The following is a 16,774-nucleotide window of genomic DNA, read 5'->3' as shown; positions in this document are numbered from 1 at the left end:
CCTCGATCATCGTCACCACGAACCTTGCCTTCGGCGAATGGCCGTCGGTGTTTGGTGATGCCAAGATGACGACGGCACTCCTTGATCGCCTGACCCATCACTGCGAAATCGTCGAAACCGGGAACGAGTCCTGGCGCTTCAAGAACCGCTCTCAAAGCTAAAGCCGAAGACACCCATCACCCGCACTTGGCCTACCCTCTGCAACCCCGGCCAGCGCCGGGCAGGCCAAGCGCTGATCGCCTACAGGGGGGTGAAAATTGGATAAGTAAAAGGGGTGAATGTTCTGTGCCGATTGACATTTGATCTAGCCGAAAGTTCGGCAAGTGCTCTTCCATGGTTCCTCCTCAAGAATGCGAGCACCCCTCTGCCCACAAAAAATTCGTTTGCCGAACATGAAGGTCCAGCTTTGTATTTATGAAAATCCCTCCATAGCGCCAATCAACGCGCTAAACATTGCGACCATAATGTTTAGCGTCGGGCTCTGTCAAGTCTTCAGCGAAACGATTAATGGGCGCTGGTACGTTGATTGCTAATTTCGCGGTCTGCTTCGTTTCCTCCGCAATGATTTCGGTCACTGCTCCACGGACTAGTCGAAGTTGTTCGGGTTCTGGCATGAGTGATTTCAGTCGATGCCGACATATGGTGCATGACACCCGCGGGTAGATTGGAGACCCGTCATGTCGCCGAAATAATGAGATAACGGTCTTGCAAAGGCCTGACTACACACCGATTGCGCTTTGGGTGGTTGCAACCCACTCGGTGACGCGCGAGACAGTGGAGCAGCGAGTCAACTGCGAAGCTTTCCAGGCCTGCCAGAGCACGGGCCAATTGCGCGCTTAAGCGCAAGCACGTGATACCACGCATTCTCTGGAAGAAGACATGAACAGTTATCCCGATGGTTCCGGAAACCAAGCACGCTGTCCAAAAACTTCAACCGCTGTTCCTTAGATTAGCGGGCTGTGGTAGGGTTTGCCTTGGCCCATCTATATGGAACAGACCGCTCACAACTACAGTTCCTGCCGGAAGCGGTACATGATAATGTGGTCCCTGATTTTCTCATGGGTTTCTCAGGCTTCCCGTGAGGAGATTGGCAAAACACCGACTGGCGACCCCGGGCGACCCCCGTGGCTTCAACTCCAGATGAAAAGATCCCAACGGATTGGTGAGTACGATGAGCGATCAGAAACGGGGCGTGCCCATGGTCGGCCTGATAATTTATTGAATAAGCTAACATAGTTTACCTACAGCATTCGATGTAAGCGTTCCGGTCGTTTTCCAAACACGGGGTTCGTTCACGCGTCATCTTAATCCACTGCATTGCAAACTGAGCAGTCCTAAGTGGAAGAAACAGGGTGTGCTGAGAGAGCAGCTCCAGTCCGTGAGGGAGGGATAGCTCATGTGTGGAATCAAACCGCAAAACCAGCCTTGGCAGCGCGATATAGGCTGAAACGGATCAGCAACCGATGAAAGGGCTTGATCAGGGCAATGTAAGCCCTTGCACGCCGGTTGTGGCATCTGACAACGGTGGTGGCGAGCACGCGATCGACGCCGTCAGTTCCCTTCTGGACCAGCAGCGAAATTCGCAAGTCCATTAGGTGGTCGTCCTTCCCTAGTATCAGCTCGTCATCGTGCACCGATAGAATCGGGAAGATGCCGATATAATCGCTGTTCTCATCAGAGCGCGGCTTGTCGGCTGCTTTCAGTCCGAGGCGACGGATGATTGCGTCACAGACTGAGAATAACGTCTTCAGCCCAGGCACAGGCTGGCCGAGGATTGCCGTTCCAAGATCGCGGAGGTTGTTGTCTACGCGGTTGGTAAGGGCGGTTGCAAAAGTGTCAACGAGGTCTGCATCCCGATACAAGTCAGCTAGGCGGCTTTGGTTCGGTGGAGGCTGCTCGGTCACGGTCAAGCGGGAAGTCATCTGTTAGAAATTCCTTTGATTGTCCCTGTTGCCATCGCGGCAGCCAAAACCGGCTGCTGCGATTCTTTTTCGGAAATGGAGGGGCGCCTGGACGCCCTCTACTGCCCGTTAGAATTTACCGTTCTGGTTTTTCCATTCAGCCCTGACAGGGATCGGCTCGATTACGTCCCAGTGCTCGGCAATCTTGCCGTTCTCGACGCGAAACAGATCATAGAAAGCGGTAGGCTGATCGGCCAAAGTGCCCGCGCTCATCGTGAGCACGAAGTTGCCCCTGCCTAACACCCGATGCACGGTGTCATACTTGATAGTTAGGCCAGCCTTGGCCATGGCCTCGAACGCTTTGCCGAGTTCGGATAGGCCGTCGCCGATCTGTGGATTGTGCTGAATGTAGCTTTCACCCTCGAAGTACCCCGCAAACTTGTCCATACGACCATTAACGAGAATGTCGTCCACGTAGGCGCGTATGAGCGATTTATTGGCTTCAGTTCTGTCAAGGTCGATAATCTCTGTCGGGCCATCGGTCATGGTATGGCCGCTTGGGTTGGGCCCCGCGGTTTCCTGTAGGTTATCCCAGTGCTCCACGATCTTGCCGTCTTCGAAGCGGTAGACGTCAAAACCGACTTTTGGGCCGAAAAACTCGTAGTTGCAATGCGCCACGACAAATTCTGCATCCTCGAATATTCGCACAATTTCCACTTTAACCGCGCCTTTGGGAAGCGAGGCAAGCATCTGGCTGAAGCCTCCCAAGCCGTCTGGAACAGCTAGATTGTGCTGGATGTAGCTATCAGCACTGATTACGGCGATGGCGTCGGACCTAACCGAAGAAGCGGCTTCGAGCAGGTCAACAACCTGCTTTTCCTGTGTGGTCATGATCGTTTCCTGTTCAAAGGCGAGTGTGATGCTCCGCAATACCGACGTGTGAAGTGTTGAGGCGACAGGGCGATAGCATCACATGGGACGAACGCACACTTAATATGTATCTAAAACTGATACATATTAAGTGTAACTAACTCACTCACAGACTTCTGTAAAGAGGTCAAATTGAAAAACTCAACCTGTCAGGCGGTGTTGAATGAGTTCGCTAGCCGGCTGTTTTCATTCGCGGCTACCTCAGCCGCCATGCTCGCGATCGTCGTGCGGGCGAGTTCCGCAAGCAACGCCTGCTCTGTCGCCTGCATGCGTGCCTTAAACACGGGCGGGATATTGCGCCCTATGGGACAGGCCGGGTTGGGGTCGGCATGGATGCCGAACAAGGAATTGTCATCATCAACCGACTGATAGACGTCCAGCAACGTGATCGCGTCTGCCTGTCTAGCAAGCAAGGCACCGCCCCCGGTGCCCATTTGAGATGTCGTTAGCCCGGCTCTGGCGAGTTGTGACAGCAGGCGACGAATCAGGGATGGGTTGGTGTTGACGCTTGATCCGATCAACTCTGAGCTTGCGGGCACTCCCTGCTGGGTTTGCAGGAAGATCAGGATGTGGGTGGCGACGGCGAAGCGCGTGTTCATTGAATAAGGCCCGTATGTAAGCTTTCCGGTAAGCATTGTAAGTGGATATTGCAGCGGCTATTTACCACAATATCAGCGTGAAGTGCGCGCTTTCCACCCGATGCCATCTGAAAAGTGGGACTGCAAAAGTATCGGACAATCTGTTCGTCGACCACGCCAGTGACCTGGCGACGGCCTTTGTTGCTCGGCTATCGGGCAAAACGCAGCAGGTTCTTTACTGTTCGCGGTCCTGATACCAGCGCGAGTCTCACTCACACAGGCGCACTGCAAGTACACGTCTCCGAGTAACTGCAAGCATACATGATCGCCCACCAAATGTCGCCGCCGCTTGCCGCTACTCGAAAACCACTGCGGCCGACAGGAGCCTCCAATCTACCGCCAAGCTCTTTGTCGTGCCCGGCCGGTTCTGAGAGTGACGCGCGTCTTGCGGTGTACGGGGATGCTATATCCCGGCCGAGTAGCTACCGTTCGACGCTTGGTTTTTCGTTCACCCTCTGCAACTCGTCGAGTGCCGAACACGCTGGTTGCGTGGCACCAAGATGTAGATAACGGAGTTCATCCATAAGGGCATCCCAGAATGACGCGCCGCCCTTTTCCAGCACCTCCGCCTGCAAAGACGCCGCCTTGCTCGGCTGCGTATGTCGAACGCCCCATGCGGCCATATGTGCGATGAGAGGTACAAGCTGGATGGCGGCTTCGGTAAGGCTATAGACCCCTTTTTGCTTATGGTGGGGGTCCGAAGTCCTTGTCAGAAGACCAGATTCGGTGAGGTGCTTTAGTCGGCTTGCGAGGATATTGGACGCTATCCGTTCCTCGTTGTGCTCCAGCAGAGCGCCATAGCTCCGCCGTTTACCGAAGATGATATCGCGGATGACTATCAAGCTCCAACGGTCGCCGATCTGTTCAAGTGTCAGGTTGATCGGGCATCCCGACCGTCTTGTTTGCGTCAAAACATTTCTCCTAAAAATTCCACTTGCATTATGCAAGTAGACGCAGTAGTAGTCAACCACTTGCATTATGCAAGTTAATTTAACCGAGAGCGGGACAGCTTCAGACATGAGCACGCGTTCCTCTTTCGCATGGTTTTCAGCGGCACCCCGGCGGTTCGTGTCGGCACAACGATGGTGACAACGAATTAGCTGCTCCTCTGCCTGCAGAGGAACAAAACGGCGTTCATATCCGCCAATTCAAATGGTCAGGAAATACTATGAAACTCTCTACGATCACTTCGCGCACGATGCTTGCAGTAGCGTTAGCATTCGCCAGTACTAATGTTGCTTTAGCGCCAGCCTACGCTGCAGCCCCGATGCAGCAGAAGCAGGTTCCCGGCTTCTATCGCACGACGATTGGCGACTATGAAGTCACCGCGCTCTATGACGGTGGCGGCACCATCGATGCCAACCTTCTCCATGGTGATCCTGCGCTCATTGAGTCCCTGCTTGCCCGGTCGTTCCAGGACGACCCCAGGCATGTCTCTGCCACCGTCCAGGGCTACCTTGTTAACACGGGCTCCAAGCTCGTTCTCATCGATACCGGTGCAGGGGGACACTGGGGAGGTCCCACACTGGGCAAGCTCGTGCAGAACCTCAAGACCTCCGGCTACAGCCCGGAACAGGTTGATCTGGTGCTGCTGACGCATCTTCACGCAGACCATGTTGGCGGCATCTACGAAGACGGAAAGCGTGTCTTCCCGAACGCCACAGTAATGATGAAGCAGGCTGACGCCGACTTCTGGCTCTCGAAGGAGATCATGGCCAAAGCCCCGGAAGATGCCAAGATCTTTTTCCAGATTGCGCAAGATGGCGCCGCACCTTATGTGACTGCAGGCAAATGGAAGCCGTACGAAAGCATGGACGAAGTCGCCCCTGGTATCGCACCGTATGCCATAGCTGGCCACACGCCCGGCCACACTGGCTACATGATTTCCTCAAAGGGGCAGTCGCTGTTGATCTGGGGAGACACCGCTCATGTTGGAGCTGTCCAGATGCCACACCCGGAAGTCAGCATCGTCTTTGACTCGGACAGTGAATCGGCTGTAAAAACACGTGAAGCCCTTTTTGTGAAACTTGCTGCGGACAAGACGATGATCGCCGCCGCTCACATGCCGTATCCTGGTTTAGGGCGTATTCGAAAGGCCGATTCTGGCGTCGGATATGACTGGGTTCCTGCGACCTTCCAAGATCTGAAGTGAGATAAGCTATGACCTATGATTCATCATCCGTGCGCAAGCTCCGCGAGGCGATGTTCGCCTTCAACGCTGCGAATCCCGTCAACACAATAGAGACGCTCCGCGTCGGCATGGAGGCGATTTCAAAAGAAAATCCGCCGGCGGCCGACCTGACCGTTGAAACAATCGAACTCGGTGGCGTAGCCGCCGAGGCGATTACGGCGCCCGGCGCGTCCCGAGACCGGGTCATCTACCATTTCCACGGTGGTGGCTGGGTAGCGGGGTCTCCTGCCTCGCATCTAGGCATGCTTGGAGAGCTGTCTCGAGCGGCAAAGTCCCAGGTCATCGTCCTGGATCACTCCAAGGCGCCCGAGCATCCATTCCCGGCGTCATACGGCGAGTCCATCCGCGGCTACGAAGCACTGCGAGCACTTGGCAAGCCTTTTGCTATCAGCGGAGACTCCAGCGGTGGTGGCATGGCCCTCAACCTCCTTGCCTACGCATCCTCGAAGGGCCACAACGAGGCGCGAGCAGCAGTCCTCATCAGCCCATGGGCAGACTTGACGCTGACGCTGCCCTCGTTAACGCAGTTGGCCGACCGTGACCCATTGGTAAACGCAAGCGCGATGCGGGAGATGGTCGAGGCTTATGTTGGCAGCCACGACTTGAAGGATCCACGCATCTCGCCTCTGTTCGCTGACATGCACGGTTTTCCGCCAATGCTCATCCATGTTGGAAGCGACGAAATCCTTCTCGACGACGCGATTGAAATCGACCGGAAGGTGCGAGCGGCAGGCGGCGAATCGCATCTCGAGGTCTGGCCGGAGATGCTACACGTCTGGCACATTCAGACAGGCTCTTTGCCTCAGGCGCACGACGCATTGCAGCGAGCTGGCGAGTTTCTCATCGGGCACTTCGAGAAGTAGCATTCCCGCGCAGTCAACGAGGGTGTAAAACACCAGATTGGAGATTTAAATGAGCACTGACACCACGACGCCGGGAACGGCATGGATGCAAATCGTCAAGAAAAAAGGAACGAGCGACTTTGCAGCCTCGTTCACCTCTGACGCCAGGCTTGAGGCCTCCGCCTTAAGCAGGGCCGTGGTCGGCCCGACACTCATCGGGGCCTTTTTCACCGCAACGAGTACGATGTACGAAAACTTTGTGTTTACCGCGGAGACTGTTGACGGTGTGAAGACCTATCTTGAGTGGGAGGCCATCCACGCCGGCAAACCAATCGCGGGGACAACCATCGTCACCCGGAACGCCTCGGGCCTTATCGAAAACATCAAACTCTTCCAGAGCCCGTTTAACGTCGTCCGTGAGTTTTCTTCTGGCCTGAAGGAGCGGCTCGAAGGAACACTGGATCAGGACTTCTTCAGTTAAACCTGGAGAGTTGATCCGCGTGGCTTCTGGTATAAGCCGTTTGTTATGGTTGCTTACACCCGAAAAGATATTTATCAGCGGCCTCCCGTGATTGGACGCTGTTGATTTTGGTGAAGGCAACGACCTGCGACGCCAACACAGGTCTCATCAAGAAGTTGATCTCCTGCTTCATCCAATAAGTTCTGTCAGCCTATGTGTGCGGGTGGCGGATCGGGACAGCTATGTCGGCCATTTAATTTAGATCTCTCAGAAACGTCGAGAGCGCAGATTTGAAATCGCGTCGGTAAGCATCGACGCTGTCAGATTTGGATGTAATTTCGACGAAAGAGGAGTTTGGTATCCATTCGGCTAATGTTTGCGCGTAGGAAAGAGGATGCACGGGATCGCGACCATTGCCGATGACGAGGGTTGGCACAGAAATATTCTTGATTTCGTCTTCAGTTACGCCAGGTCCCCCCATCATGATGGATGTTAACAAGGTAGAGGTTACCTTTACCGGCTCGCGAGTGAAAAAACTGCGGGCTGCGGACAAATTGTCTGGGCCGAGTTCAGCGAGATCCTTTGCAATCTCCGAAGCTTCAAACCGACGTAGCGCTTCTCGGGGGTCGTATTGTGAGAGCAATTGCCCCACAAAAAGATTTAGATATGCGCTCTTAGGCGCATCCTCGGCTACCCATGCAGGGCGGGCTAGGACCAGTGCCTTTATCATATGCGGGCAGCGCACGGCAATTCGAAGCGATATTGCGGCCCCCATAGATATGCCGCCGATAACCGGTCGGTCCAAGTTTTGTGTATATCCAGCGACGTCGTCAGCGAACGTAGGGATTGACAGATGGTCGAGCGGACCAACCTCAGACTGCCCATGGCCCCGACATTCGATGGTCAAGCACTGGTATCCGGAATCTCCAGGAAAGACTTGGATAAGTTGGTCTGCGTCTGCGCACAGACCGTGTTGAAATACAAACGGCATTCCCTGTCCGTGCCCAGAAACGGAAAGGGAAAGTCCACAGGTGTTATATATCGATCGGGTCATTAAGTATCTCCAAGACAACGCTAAGCACGAGCTCATTGCTCGCAGTTATTCTAAAATGTACTGCACTGCTTCAGGCTGACCGCCATTAGCGCCAGAACGGTAGCCCGGCTAGCAAAGCAAATGCATGCTCAGCCTCTGGCAGACTAGTGAGAGGTTTCGACCCGCCTAGAGATTTGCCACGGATTGCCTTAGGAGAGTTGAGTAGTATGCGAACTGTATCCTACCGTGTCCGAGCGCCCCTGCTGCTGATCGCAGGATTCCCTGTATGGCTGGTCTGATTCAGTGCGACTTCGATTTCTACGCGACGCTTTTCCAAAAGCTTACCAAACGACCGACCTTGAACAATCACCTTTGACTTTCTCAGGATCGATGTAGGACTGAGGTCCTAGGCCTGAAAAAGACTCGCACCGACCGTGAAAGACACGATAGCGAGCCAGACGGACACGGTCCGCTGAAGTACCATGTGGAGCAGATGGTTTTGCGCGCCGACCCGCGTCAACCTGCCGATCAAACCCCAAATCATGGCGGCGACGCTCGCCAAGGCAATGAAAATGATAAGCTTTGGCAAGAAGTCCGGTGCGACCGGCCGAGGCAGAAGGACAAGCCCGAACACAAGGGCCTTGGGGTTGAGCGTCGTCGTCACAAATATGCGTCTAGCGTTCACCCAGCAGTCCGCGACATCTTTGGAGGCCGTCACCCAAAGCTTAATTGCAAGATACATAACCCAAATCGCCCCAGCGGTCTTCAACACCAATCCGGTTTCGGGCCATCGGGTGATCAGCTCTCCCCCGAGCCACGCAAGGGGAAAGATCACAGTGAGGTAACCCATCACTTCGGCAGGCAGTAGTCTAGGCACGAGCCAAAAACCGTTGCGGGCAGATGCCAACCCCATCAATGTATTTGTTGGGCCGGGACTCAAAAGGAGGATGAATACCGCCGAAATATATGCTGAATAGCTCATTGGACGCTCGCAGTGGTGGTGTCTTCAGTCAATCCTTTTGGGATCCAAGAAAGTGCTTGCCGTTAGCTTTCCCTCAAGTCCAATTATCAGTCTCGTGGTAGTGAGGGATGCTCGACTGGCTTCCCGGACGCGAACACGCGATCGCAGCGGCCTTTGCGGCTCGTCGCATTGCCGCGTCGAGCGAGAGACCTCGATCGAGAGCCGACGCGAGGACGCCTACAAAACAATCACCAGCTGCGGTCGTATCCATAGCATCGACCCGCATCGCCGGGACCGTTACTTCCTCGCCGTTGATGAAGGCTTCAGCTCCATCTCCTCCTTTGGTGCGCAAGACGCCGGTGTTGAGAGCGCCGGACAACGATCTCGCGCTCGGCTCGCAACCAAACCAACCAGAAAGAGCTTCCGCCTCGTCTTCGTTGACGATTACGATATCGACGAGCGATAAAAGGTCGCGATCCAGCCGGTAGGCCGGCGCAAGGTTGAGGATCGATTTTGCGGAATGATTGGAAACCCGTCTGATCAAATTTTCGATCTGAACAGTGTCGCTTTCCATCTGCATGAGGACGTAATTCGCGTTACGAAGCAGCTCATCTTCGACGCGATGCGACTGGGCTGCCAGGTTGGCGCCTGCTGCTACCGCTATCATATTGCGGCCGTCGGTATCGATCATTATAGCGGCGGAGCCAGTAGGCTCCTGTAATCGGACCACACGGCTGATATCGACTTCGCGTTCCAAATTCTGAAGGGCAATGGGGGCCATCGCATCGTTACCCACAGCACCGATCATGACGACATTCGCGCCATCCCGTGCGGCTGCGAGTGCTTGGTTGGCTCCCTTCCCTCCAGCCTCCGTTCGTGATCCGTGGGCTAAGACCGTCTGACCCCCTTGAGGTATCTCGTCGACCAGATAAATGAGGTCGACATTTATTGACCCGAACGTGACGATCATAATTTAAACCCTCGTTGTTGGCGGGCGGCACTGAATCAGGATCCCTGCGATCTGGCTTCCGACCTGCGTTGGCGCGCAAGGAGATGGTCCGGCTCTCACCGGCATAGCCTAAAATCGGAATTGGTTTTGTTTTTAGAATTCATTTCTAGTTTTATCAAGCTCAAACAGCAATTTCGGGCACGGCTCGCGCGTCGTTTCCGCACCGTTACAGAAAATTGTAGACGTCGATGACGGATGCTGGCGCTTGTGGAAGCCTATTCCAGTTTGGAAACAAACGTTGTAAGGCTTTGCAAAAAGGAGATCTAGTTTGACCGTCGCAGCTGTATCAAGATGCCTCACGCTTTTGGAAGTGTTGGCTGGGGAAACCGGATCAATCGAGTTGTCCGACCTCGCGGGACGTCTTGATATGCCAGCGAGTGCCGTTCATCGCCTTTTGACTACCCTTATTAACCATGGTTGGGTCACCCAAGACGCCGCGAGCCAAAACTATGCCCTTTCTCTTCGTTTGAGCGCCTTAGCCTTTCGGAATCTCGATGCGCGGAACGTCCCCGACGTGGTTCAATCTGTCCTGAATCGGTTGGCTACGGAAACGCAAGAGTATTGCCGCTTAGCGATCCTGGAAGGTCACGACTTGATATGGGTGGCACGCGCACAAGGTGCCACAACCGGCCTCCGATACGATCCGGACATGGGACAAGAAATCGTTCTTCACGCTACGGCGAATGGAAAGGCGTGGCTTTCCACCCTACCCGAAGAGCAGGCGCTGGAAATCGTCTATTCTCGCGGATTTACGGCCAAACGAAAGCTTGGGCCCAATTCTGCTCGTTCGATCGATGAACTCAGAATCCGACTGAATGAAACCCGAGAGCGGGGCTTCGCAACCTCTGTCGAGGAGGGGGAGGCTGGCACCGCGGCAGTTGCGGTTCCTTTTCGAACAAGTTCTGATGCTGAAGCGCCGGTCGCTGGAACCATCTCCGTTGCGGGGCCTCTTACGCGCATAACCGAAGATCGTTGGCCCGACTTAGTCCGTTCCCTCAAAAAGGCTGCGGAAGAACTGAGCGACATCTGGCCTCTGCGAGTTCGTCAGCGAACCATGACGCCGCTGATCGTTGCAACGGGCGCAGTGCGGTAGCTGCCTCTACAGTTACTTTGAAGCGGAACACGGCAGGTTGGATCTGCAAGGCCAGCCGGGCTCGGGCACTTCCGACCTCATGATGTGCCCTCACGAAGCGGTTCTGCGCCTCCCCGGCCCTTGATACAACAGCTTGTCCACTGCCAGTCCGACGCAACACACGCTGATTGGGTGTACACTCGCGTTTATGCTTTGCCCTTTTGTCGGACATCGGCTGCCGGACATCAGCCTTTCCCTCCCTCTATATCGCTGCCCCAACGTCATTGCAGCCCAAAGCGCGCCTGATAAAATTTTTCACTAGATTGAAAGAAGGTTTCGTTTTAGAAATCATTTCCAATTTAATCCGCAAGTAGAGAGGGTTTGCGATGAGCGTAACACGATGGGAGGACGACGCCACTCTTTGGCACGGTCCAGACTATGGCTCGGAGGCTTTGAATTACCATCCCGACGTCAAGTCGGCGGCTGTTGCAGGGCGAATCATCACCTGTGTCGAGATCGTCGATTGGAGCGGCACAGGCACGAAGGACATGCTGATTTCGGCATGGGACGCCTGCTACGATGGTCGCGTTTTCCTGCGTCGCCAGATCGGCACCAATCCCGACGGCACACCAATGCTGGGCGAAGAAGAGCTGGTAGAAGGGGTCCGTGGCTATGTCACGGCCGTTAAGGATGGAGACCTTTTCCATCTCGTCTCCGCGTCACGGCTGCGCAAACAGATTTATGTGTTTCCTAACGTTGGGAAAAAAGGCGCGCCTGAATTCGGCGATCCAGTCAGGCTCAACCTCGACGCCGACTGGGTCAAAGGCAACGAATACTTCCATATGGCCAGGTTCCACGACATCGACGGCGATGGCGTGCCGGAACTGATCGTCGGCAGCGATTTCTGGAACGACTATTGGCCCAACGGCCTAGAATGGAATGATGAAGGCTATCGTGGTTATGATGATGCCGGGCGCTGGCTGGGCGGTCCGCTGCGCGGTTTCCTGTACGCTTTCAAGAATAAGGGCACGCTCGCGGCACCCATACTGGAAAAGGGACACGCTTTGATTGCAGGCGAAACACCCCTGGAGGTGTACGGGCAGCTAGCGCCTGCATTTGGCAAGTTCGGAACTGAGCGGCAACATCTCATTGCTGGGGAGTTCTGGAATATCCTCCACATTGCTCGCCAGCGCGAAGACGGAACTTTCGAGCCAACCTCCCTGATCCGAACCGTCGAGGATGGCGTTCTGGAACTCGAACACTGCATCCACCTCCCCTGCGTCGTCGATTGGGATGGCGATGGTCGCGAAGATATCCTCTATGGTGCCGAGGATGGCTACATTAGCTTCCTCAAAAACGTTGGCGACGGCGAAGACGGATTGCCGCGTTTCGAGCAGCAAGGCCGGATAGAAACCACAAAACCGCTGATTCATGCGGGCATCCTGCCTAGCCCGGCGGCTTATGATTTCAGCGGTGACGGGCACTATGATCTGGTCGTCGGCAATAGTACCGGCGAGCTACTCTTTTATCAGAGCCGGGAAAAGCACGGCATAATCTATCTCGATAAGGAAGTCATGCTGAAGGGTGGCGACACGCCTATCCGGCTTGCGGCTGGCCTGACCGGGTCGATCCAGGGACCGTCGGAGAAAATGTTCGGCTATTCCTGCCCGACACTCGCCGACTGGACGGGCAACGGCAGCATGGACATTCTCGTCAGCGACGTAACCGGCAGGCACCGCCTGTTCCGCAACACTGGCGAAAAGACGATCCCGCCGCGCTTTGGAGAAGAAGAATTCCTGACATATAAGGGCAAGCCGCTGAAGACCGTCTGGCGAGTTCGCCCAGCGGTCGTCGACTGGCTCGGGGACAACGACCTTCACTATGTTGCACTGGATGAGGACGGTGTCCTCAGCGACTGGAGGAAGTCCTCGGATACGGAACTCATCGACAAGCGTTTCCTTGAATGGGAAAATGGTGACGCCATGCGCTTCACTGTTGATGTCGGTGGTGGACGCGGTCGTGTGAAGCTTTGCTTTTGCGATTGGGAAGGCACTGGCCGGACCGATCTGATCTTCGGCACCCATGCTCGCGCCTGCGTACCGCCGGATCCGAAAACCGGTGCGCCGCGCAATACCACCAAGCAGGCAGGTCTCTTCTACGCGCGCAACGTCGGTACACCGGAAGATCCGCGTTTTGCTCTGCCGGTTCCTATCAAACATCGGGACGAGACCATTCAGATGGCAATGCATGTTGCTTCTCCGGAAGTCGTCGACTGGGCTGGCCGCGGCGTGCTCGACCTTATCGTCGGCATCGAGGACGGCAGCATTGTCTGGCTGAAGCGGGAGGAACTGTCGTGGTAACCGGCGTCAGCATTCGCGGAACGACCAGGCTGATCGGCATCATCGGCGATCCGATCATCCAGGCCAAGTCGCCAGCGGCGGTCAATCCGCTCTTTGCGGCACGCGGAGCGGATATCGTATCGGTCCCGCTCCATGTTCCCGCAAAGCATCTGCCTACGATCTGGGCCGGTCTGAAGGCGATGCCGAACCTCGTGGGGTTCGGCATTACCCTGCCCCACAAGCAGACCGCCATCGATCTGTGCGACAGTCTCGATCCGGTAGCCGCCCGGGTCGGCGCTGTCAACTTTGTTCGGCGCGAACTTGACGGCACCTTCCGGGGCTATCAATTCGATGGAAAAGGCTTTGTGCGCGGCCTGCAATCGAGAGGGATCGCGATCGAAGGTCGCCATGCTCTCATCATCGGAGCGGGCGGCGCTTCGGTAGCTATAGCGTTTGCACTCGTCGAGGCAGGTGCCGAGAGCATCACGGTGTCCAACCGGACTTTCGATAAAGCCGAAGCGCTGGCGCAGACGGTGAATGCCGACTTTGGAAGGAAGGTTGCCAAGGCAGGCAAAGCCGAGCCGGAAGCGGGTCAACTCGTCGTCAATGCCACGTCGCTCGGCCTTCAAGATACGGACGCCCTGCCGCTCGATCCCGATCTTCTACGACCCGGCATGACATTTGCTGAAGTCATTGCCCAGCCAGAGACGACCAGGCTTCTCGCGCTTGCTGCCAAAAAAGGTGTCGAGACTCATTCCGGGATGCACATGATCACTGGACAGGCCGACCTTACCGTTGACCATATCTGCGAACTTTGGACTTAGGTGGCAGAAAAATGTCTGATCGGCATGCCTGACTAGTCAGTGTGCCGATCGCTTTTCGTCAAGCATTGTTGGAGGCAGATGGTGAACCCTCTGGCCCGCGCTGTAAACAGTTTCGGGACGAAACGTGGATCTTGGAAAGCGACCCGTTCCTGTCTTTAGTTTCCCGGGGAAGATATGCCATTTTTTACCTCTCTCAGAGTGACAGGCATGCCTGTTTCGGCTGCCTCCAAAATGGAGAGAGTTGCCGTGAGCGTACGCAAACCGTCTTCTCCGTCGATCAGTGGCGTATCTTCACGTCGGATAACGCGGCAGAAATGCTCCAGTTGAGCAATGTATGCCTCGTTCTGTTGAACAACGCGCGATTCACGCGAGATCGGCGAGAGCCAACCTGGCTTCGCCTGATCGACGTACCGCCAGATGAACAGGTCTGGAAATTCAAGAGAACCCTTCGATCCGAGGAGACGGATGGCATTCTCCCGTCCCTGGTAGATCAATGGATTCTCTCCGGTCGCGGAATCCCACGACCAGGGAGCGGGAGACGCATCGGAGGCTGTGATTGTCCCAATCGCACCGCCGCTGAATTTGAGCATGGCCACCACAGTGTCCTCGACCGAATTTCCGCGCCCCTCGCTCGAAACGATCGCTGAGACTGTCTCGATTTCCCCACAAAGATGTCGAAGAAGGTCGATTTCATGAATAAGATTGATCAGGACGGGGCCTGCACCCTTTTCCCGCCGCCAGGATACATCAAAGTAATCATCGGGCTTCTTGACGGACCAGAGCACGTTCACCGCGAGCAATCGGCCGATATCGCCTTCGCTAAGAAGCTTTCGCGTTTCCTTCACCACCGAGTTATGACGCCGATGATGCCCAACCAGGATGGGGGTCTCTTTGTGCCTGGCTAGGTCAACCAGCGTCCGGGCGGCGGCTAAGGTATCGGCTATCGGTTTTTCGATCAAAACTGCGACGCCGCGATCGAGTGCGCGGGCAGCTGTCTCAAGATGGAGCTGCGTCGGCGTTGCGATGATAACGCCATCGGGTTTGACTTGGTCGAGCAAATCCTCAGCAGACGAGAAGGCGGGAACATTGAGTTCAGCCCCGACTTTCAAAGCGACCGGTCCAGGATCGCTTATACCGACAAGTTCACAATTGGCGTAAGAGGCGCAATACTTGGCATGACGATAGCCAATCCAGCCTACCCCGACTACGCAAATCCTCGGTTTCCGGGTATTTCCGTTCACGTCTCATTCCTCCCACCGTTGGTTGAAAATGCACGAGCTTGCAAAATTCGAGGGACCTCTGTGATTGCACCCGACAGTCCTCCCACCAAGGCATCGAAATGATCCGCGTTTTGCATTGCCGTAAAAAAAAGCCGCTCTTGCGAACGGGCCTCTGCCAGCCGTGGCAGGCCTAGGCAACATCTTGATTCTGCAGTCGCAGACCTTTCTCTGGCCACCGAAGCCGGCCAATCTGGCCTGTCAGCGACAGGGTGACGATAGCATCTTGTAGGTCTTGCCCTATAAACCCCAGATTTGTGGGATAGATGTCCGGCATCCACACTTGGTCGAGCAGTTCGCCTTTTGGCGTAACCACGGTTATGCACCCCGTCACAAGGGTCGCGACGCAGATGTTACCGGAAGCTGCTACCTTCAGGCTGTCGAACCTTTGAAAGCCGCCAAGACCAACAACAAGTTCCCCGCCGCTTTGGCTCGGAAACGGCGTTTTCTCAACCATCCCCGGCTCAACGATCGCGTAACTCCATAACCTGGCTGTTTCCATTTCGGCGACGTAGAGGGTCTTAAGATCGGGTGATAGACCAATACCATTGGGTGTCAGGAACGGAAACACCACTCTCTTTATCAAACCGCCATCGGCCTTTGCGTAAAATATACCACCGTGGTCGCGCTGTAACTCCCGAACCCTGCCCGTGTCGGTAAAATAGAATCCGCCGTGATTGTCGAAAACAATGTCGTTAGGGCCGCTCAGTGGCCGGCCGTCGCAATGGTCATACAAGGTCGTCACGACGCCCGTGGCGATATCGACCCGTTGGATCATTCCACGGGAGTAATCTGCGGCCAGACCAATAGGTCGCAACCACTCTCCCTCCTGCTTCCAAGAGAAACCCCCATTATTGCAAACGTACAACGCTCCGTCCGGGCCTAGAGCCATCCCGTTGGGGCCGCCGCCAGTATAGGCAAGCAGTTCGGGTTTTCCGGCCTCGCAAATTCTAACGATCCTACCAGCACCGATCTCCACGACGGCAGCTGAACCATCAGGAAGTTCGACTGGTCCTTCTGGAAAATGAAGTCCCGTTGCAATGATCTCAATGTCGGGTTTCGTCATTTGGTCCACCGATCATAGAAATAGAGTCGGCTTCGATTTCAGCTGGTCACGTCCACGTCCTCAGGTGCTCCACCATTTGCGGCTGATCGGTAGCCCGCTTCAAGCACGGCGAGAGCGCGCTCTGCTTCGAGTAAGCCTGCAAAAGGAGGTCGTCCACTCGCTAAATCCGCCCAGCTGCGGCGTAGGACAACCGGATAATATTCATCCGTGTTGTACTCAATGTTCGTAGCG

16 protein-coding genes and 1 pseudogene are annotated in these 16,774 nt (G+C 55.4%); 7 read left to right on the top strand and 10 right to left on the bottom strand.

Annotated features, from left to right (window positions below; translation table 11 throughout):
• Positions 1 to 161: ATP-binding protein (locus tag GH784_RS26520; protein WP_194843003.1), on the top strand; the 161-nt coding region annotated here is incomplete at its 5' end.
• A 1,245-nt stretch (positions 162 to 1,406) separates the two neighbouring features.
• Here GH784_RS26520 and GH784_RS26515 read toward each other — a convergent pair.
• The 4 genes from GH784_RS26515 to GH784_RS26500 form a co-directional block, all read right to left on the bottom strand.
• A complete protein-coding gene (locus GH784_RS26515) occupies positions 1,407 to 1,922 on the bottom strand; it encodes a DUF2867 domain-containing protein (protein ID WP_153794006.1) in 516 nt (171 codons plus the stop codon).
• A gap of 108 nt (positions 1,923 to 2,030) precedes the next feature.
• On the bottom strand, positions 2,031 to 2,792 hold the full coding sequence (locus GH784_RS26510; protein ID WP_153794005.1) for a nuclear transport factor 2 family protein: 762 nt from the start codon (positions 2,790 to 2,792) through the stop codon (positions 2,031 to 2,033).
• A gap of 188 nt (positions 2,793 to 2,980) precedes the next feature.
• Positions 2,981 to 3,430, bottom strand: coding sequence for an Rrf2 family transcriptional regulator (locus GH784_RS26505; protein WP_153794004.1), 450 nt, complete (start codon positions 3,428 to 3,430; stop codon positions 2,981 to 2,983).
• 461 nt (positions 3,431 to 3,891) lie between these two features.
• Complete coding sequence (locus GH784_RS26500) at positions 3,892 to 4,380, bottom strand: winged helix-turn-helix transcriptional regulator (RefSeq protein ID WP_194843014.1); 489 nt, start codon at positions 4,378 to 4,380, stop codon at positions 3,892 to 3,894.
• Between the two features lie 257 nt (positions 4,381 to 4,637).
• Here GH784_RS26500 and GH784_RS26495 point away from each other — a divergent pair, with 257 nt between their 5' ends.
• The 3 genes from GH784_RS26495 to GH784_RS26485 are packed head-to-tail and all read left to right on the top strand — an operon-like array spanning position 4,638 to position 6,983.
• On the top strand, positions 4,638 to 5,621 hold the full coding sequence (locus tag GH784_RS26495) for an MBL fold metallo-hydrolase (protein ID WP_153794003.1): 984 nt from the start codon (positions 4,638 to 4,640) through the stop codon (positions 5,619 to 5,621).
• 8 nt (positions 5,622 to 5,629) lie between these two features.
• Positions 5,630 to 6,523 (top strand): alpha/beta hydrolase, encoded by an 894-nt coding sequence (locus tag GH784_RS26490; protein WP_153794002.1) that lies wholly within the window; start codon positions 5,630 to 5,632, stop codon positions 6,521 to 6,523.
• A 49-nt stretch (positions 6,524 to 6,572) separates the two neighbouring features.
• A complete protein-coding gene (locus GH784_RS26485) occupies positions 6,573 to 6,983 on the top strand; it encodes a hypothetical protein (RefSeq protein ID WP_153794001.1) in 411 nt (136 codons plus the stop codon).
• Positions 6,984 to 7,215: 232 nt separating this feature from the next.
• Here the strand turns inward: GH784_RS26485 and GH784_RS26480 are convergent, their stop codons facing one another.
• The 3 genes from GH784_RS26480 to GH784_RS26470 form a co-directional block, all read right to left on the bottom strand.
• Positions 7,216 to 7,953, bottom strand: a complete 738-nt coding sequence (locus tag GH784_RS26480; RefSeq protein WP_246670504.1) for an alpha/beta fold hydrolase — start codon at positions 7,951 to 7,953, stop codon at positions 7,216 to 7,218.
• 448 nt (positions 7,954 to 8,401) lie between these two features.
• Positions 8,402 to 8,977: a LysE family translocator gene (locus GH784_RS26475; protein ID WP_153793999.1), complete on the bottom strand. Its 576-nt coding sequence runs from the start codon at positions 8,975 to 8,977 to the stop codon at positions 8,402 to 8,404.
• Between the two features lie 73 nt (positions 8,978 to 9,050).
• Positions 9,051 to 9,926 carry a ribokinase gene (locus GH784_RS26470; protein WP_153793998.1) on the bottom strand — a complete coding sequence of 292 codons (876 nt, stop codon included), beginning with the start codon at positions 9,924 to 9,926 and terminating at the stop codon, positions 9,051 to 9,053.
• Positions 9,927 to 10,233: 307 nt separating this feature from the next.
• On the opposite strand from GH784_RS26470, the gene GH784_RS26465 reads away from it, so the two are divergent.
• The 3 genes from GH784_RS26465 (at position 10,234) to GH784_RS26455 (ending at position 14,200) form a co-directional block, all read left to right on the top strand.
• Positions 10,234 to 11,058 carry an IclR family transcriptional regulator gene (locus GH784_RS26465; protein ID WP_153793997.1) on the top strand — a complete coding sequence of 275 codons (825 nt, stop codon included), beginning with the start codon at positions 10,234 to 10,236 and terminating at the stop codon, positions 11,056 to 11,058.
• A 365-nt stretch (positions 11,059 to 11,423) separates the two neighbouring features.
• Complete coding sequence (locus tag GH784_RS26460; RefSeq protein WP_153793996.1) at positions 11,424 to 13,397, top strand: FG-GAP repeat domain-containing protein; 1,974 nt, start codon at positions 11,424 to 11,426, stop codon at positions 13,395 to 13,397.
• Positions 13,391 to 14,200, top strand: coding sequence for a shikimate dehydrogenase family protein (locus GH784_RS26455; protein WP_323131499.1), 810 nt, complete (start codon positions 13,391 to 13,393; stop codon positions 14,198 to 14,200). The genes GH784_RS26460 and GH784_RS26455 overlap by 7 nt, the downstream gene beginning before the upstream one ends.
• A gap of 155 nt (positions 14,201 to 14,355) precedes the next feature.
• Here GH784_RS26455 and GH784_RS27580 read toward each other — a convergent pair whose 3' ends face one another.
• From GH784_RS27580 to GH784_RS27325, 3 genes and pseudogenes are all read right to left on the bottom strand, one after another.
• Positions 14,356 to 15,441: a Gfo/Idh/MocA family protein gene (locus GH784_RS27580; protein ID WP_153793995.1), complete on the bottom strand. Its 1,086-nt coding sequence runs from the start codon at positions 15,439 to 15,441 to the stop codon at positions 14,356 to 14,358.
• Positions 15,442 to 15,610: 169 nt separating this feature from the next.
• Complete coding sequence (locus GH784_RS26445) at positions 15,611 to 16,543, bottom strand: SMP-30/gluconolactonase/LRE family protein (RefSeq protein WP_153793994.1); 933 nt, start codon at positions 16,541 to 16,543, stop codon at positions 15,611 to 15,613.
• A gap of 38 nt (positions 16,544 to 16,581) precedes the next feature.
• Positions 16,582 to 16,774: pseudogene (locus tag GH784_RS27325) on the bottom strand (hypothetical protein); the annotation flags it as partial.

Source organism: Agrobacterium tumefaciens (assembly GCF_009649785.1).
Lineage (GTDB): Bacteria > Pseudomonadota > Alphaproteobacteria > Rhizobiales > Rhizobiaceae > Agrobacterium > Agrobacterium tumefaciens.
Note: the sequence above shows the minus strand (reverse complement) of the source record. Positions and strands in the feature narration are given on the sequence as shown.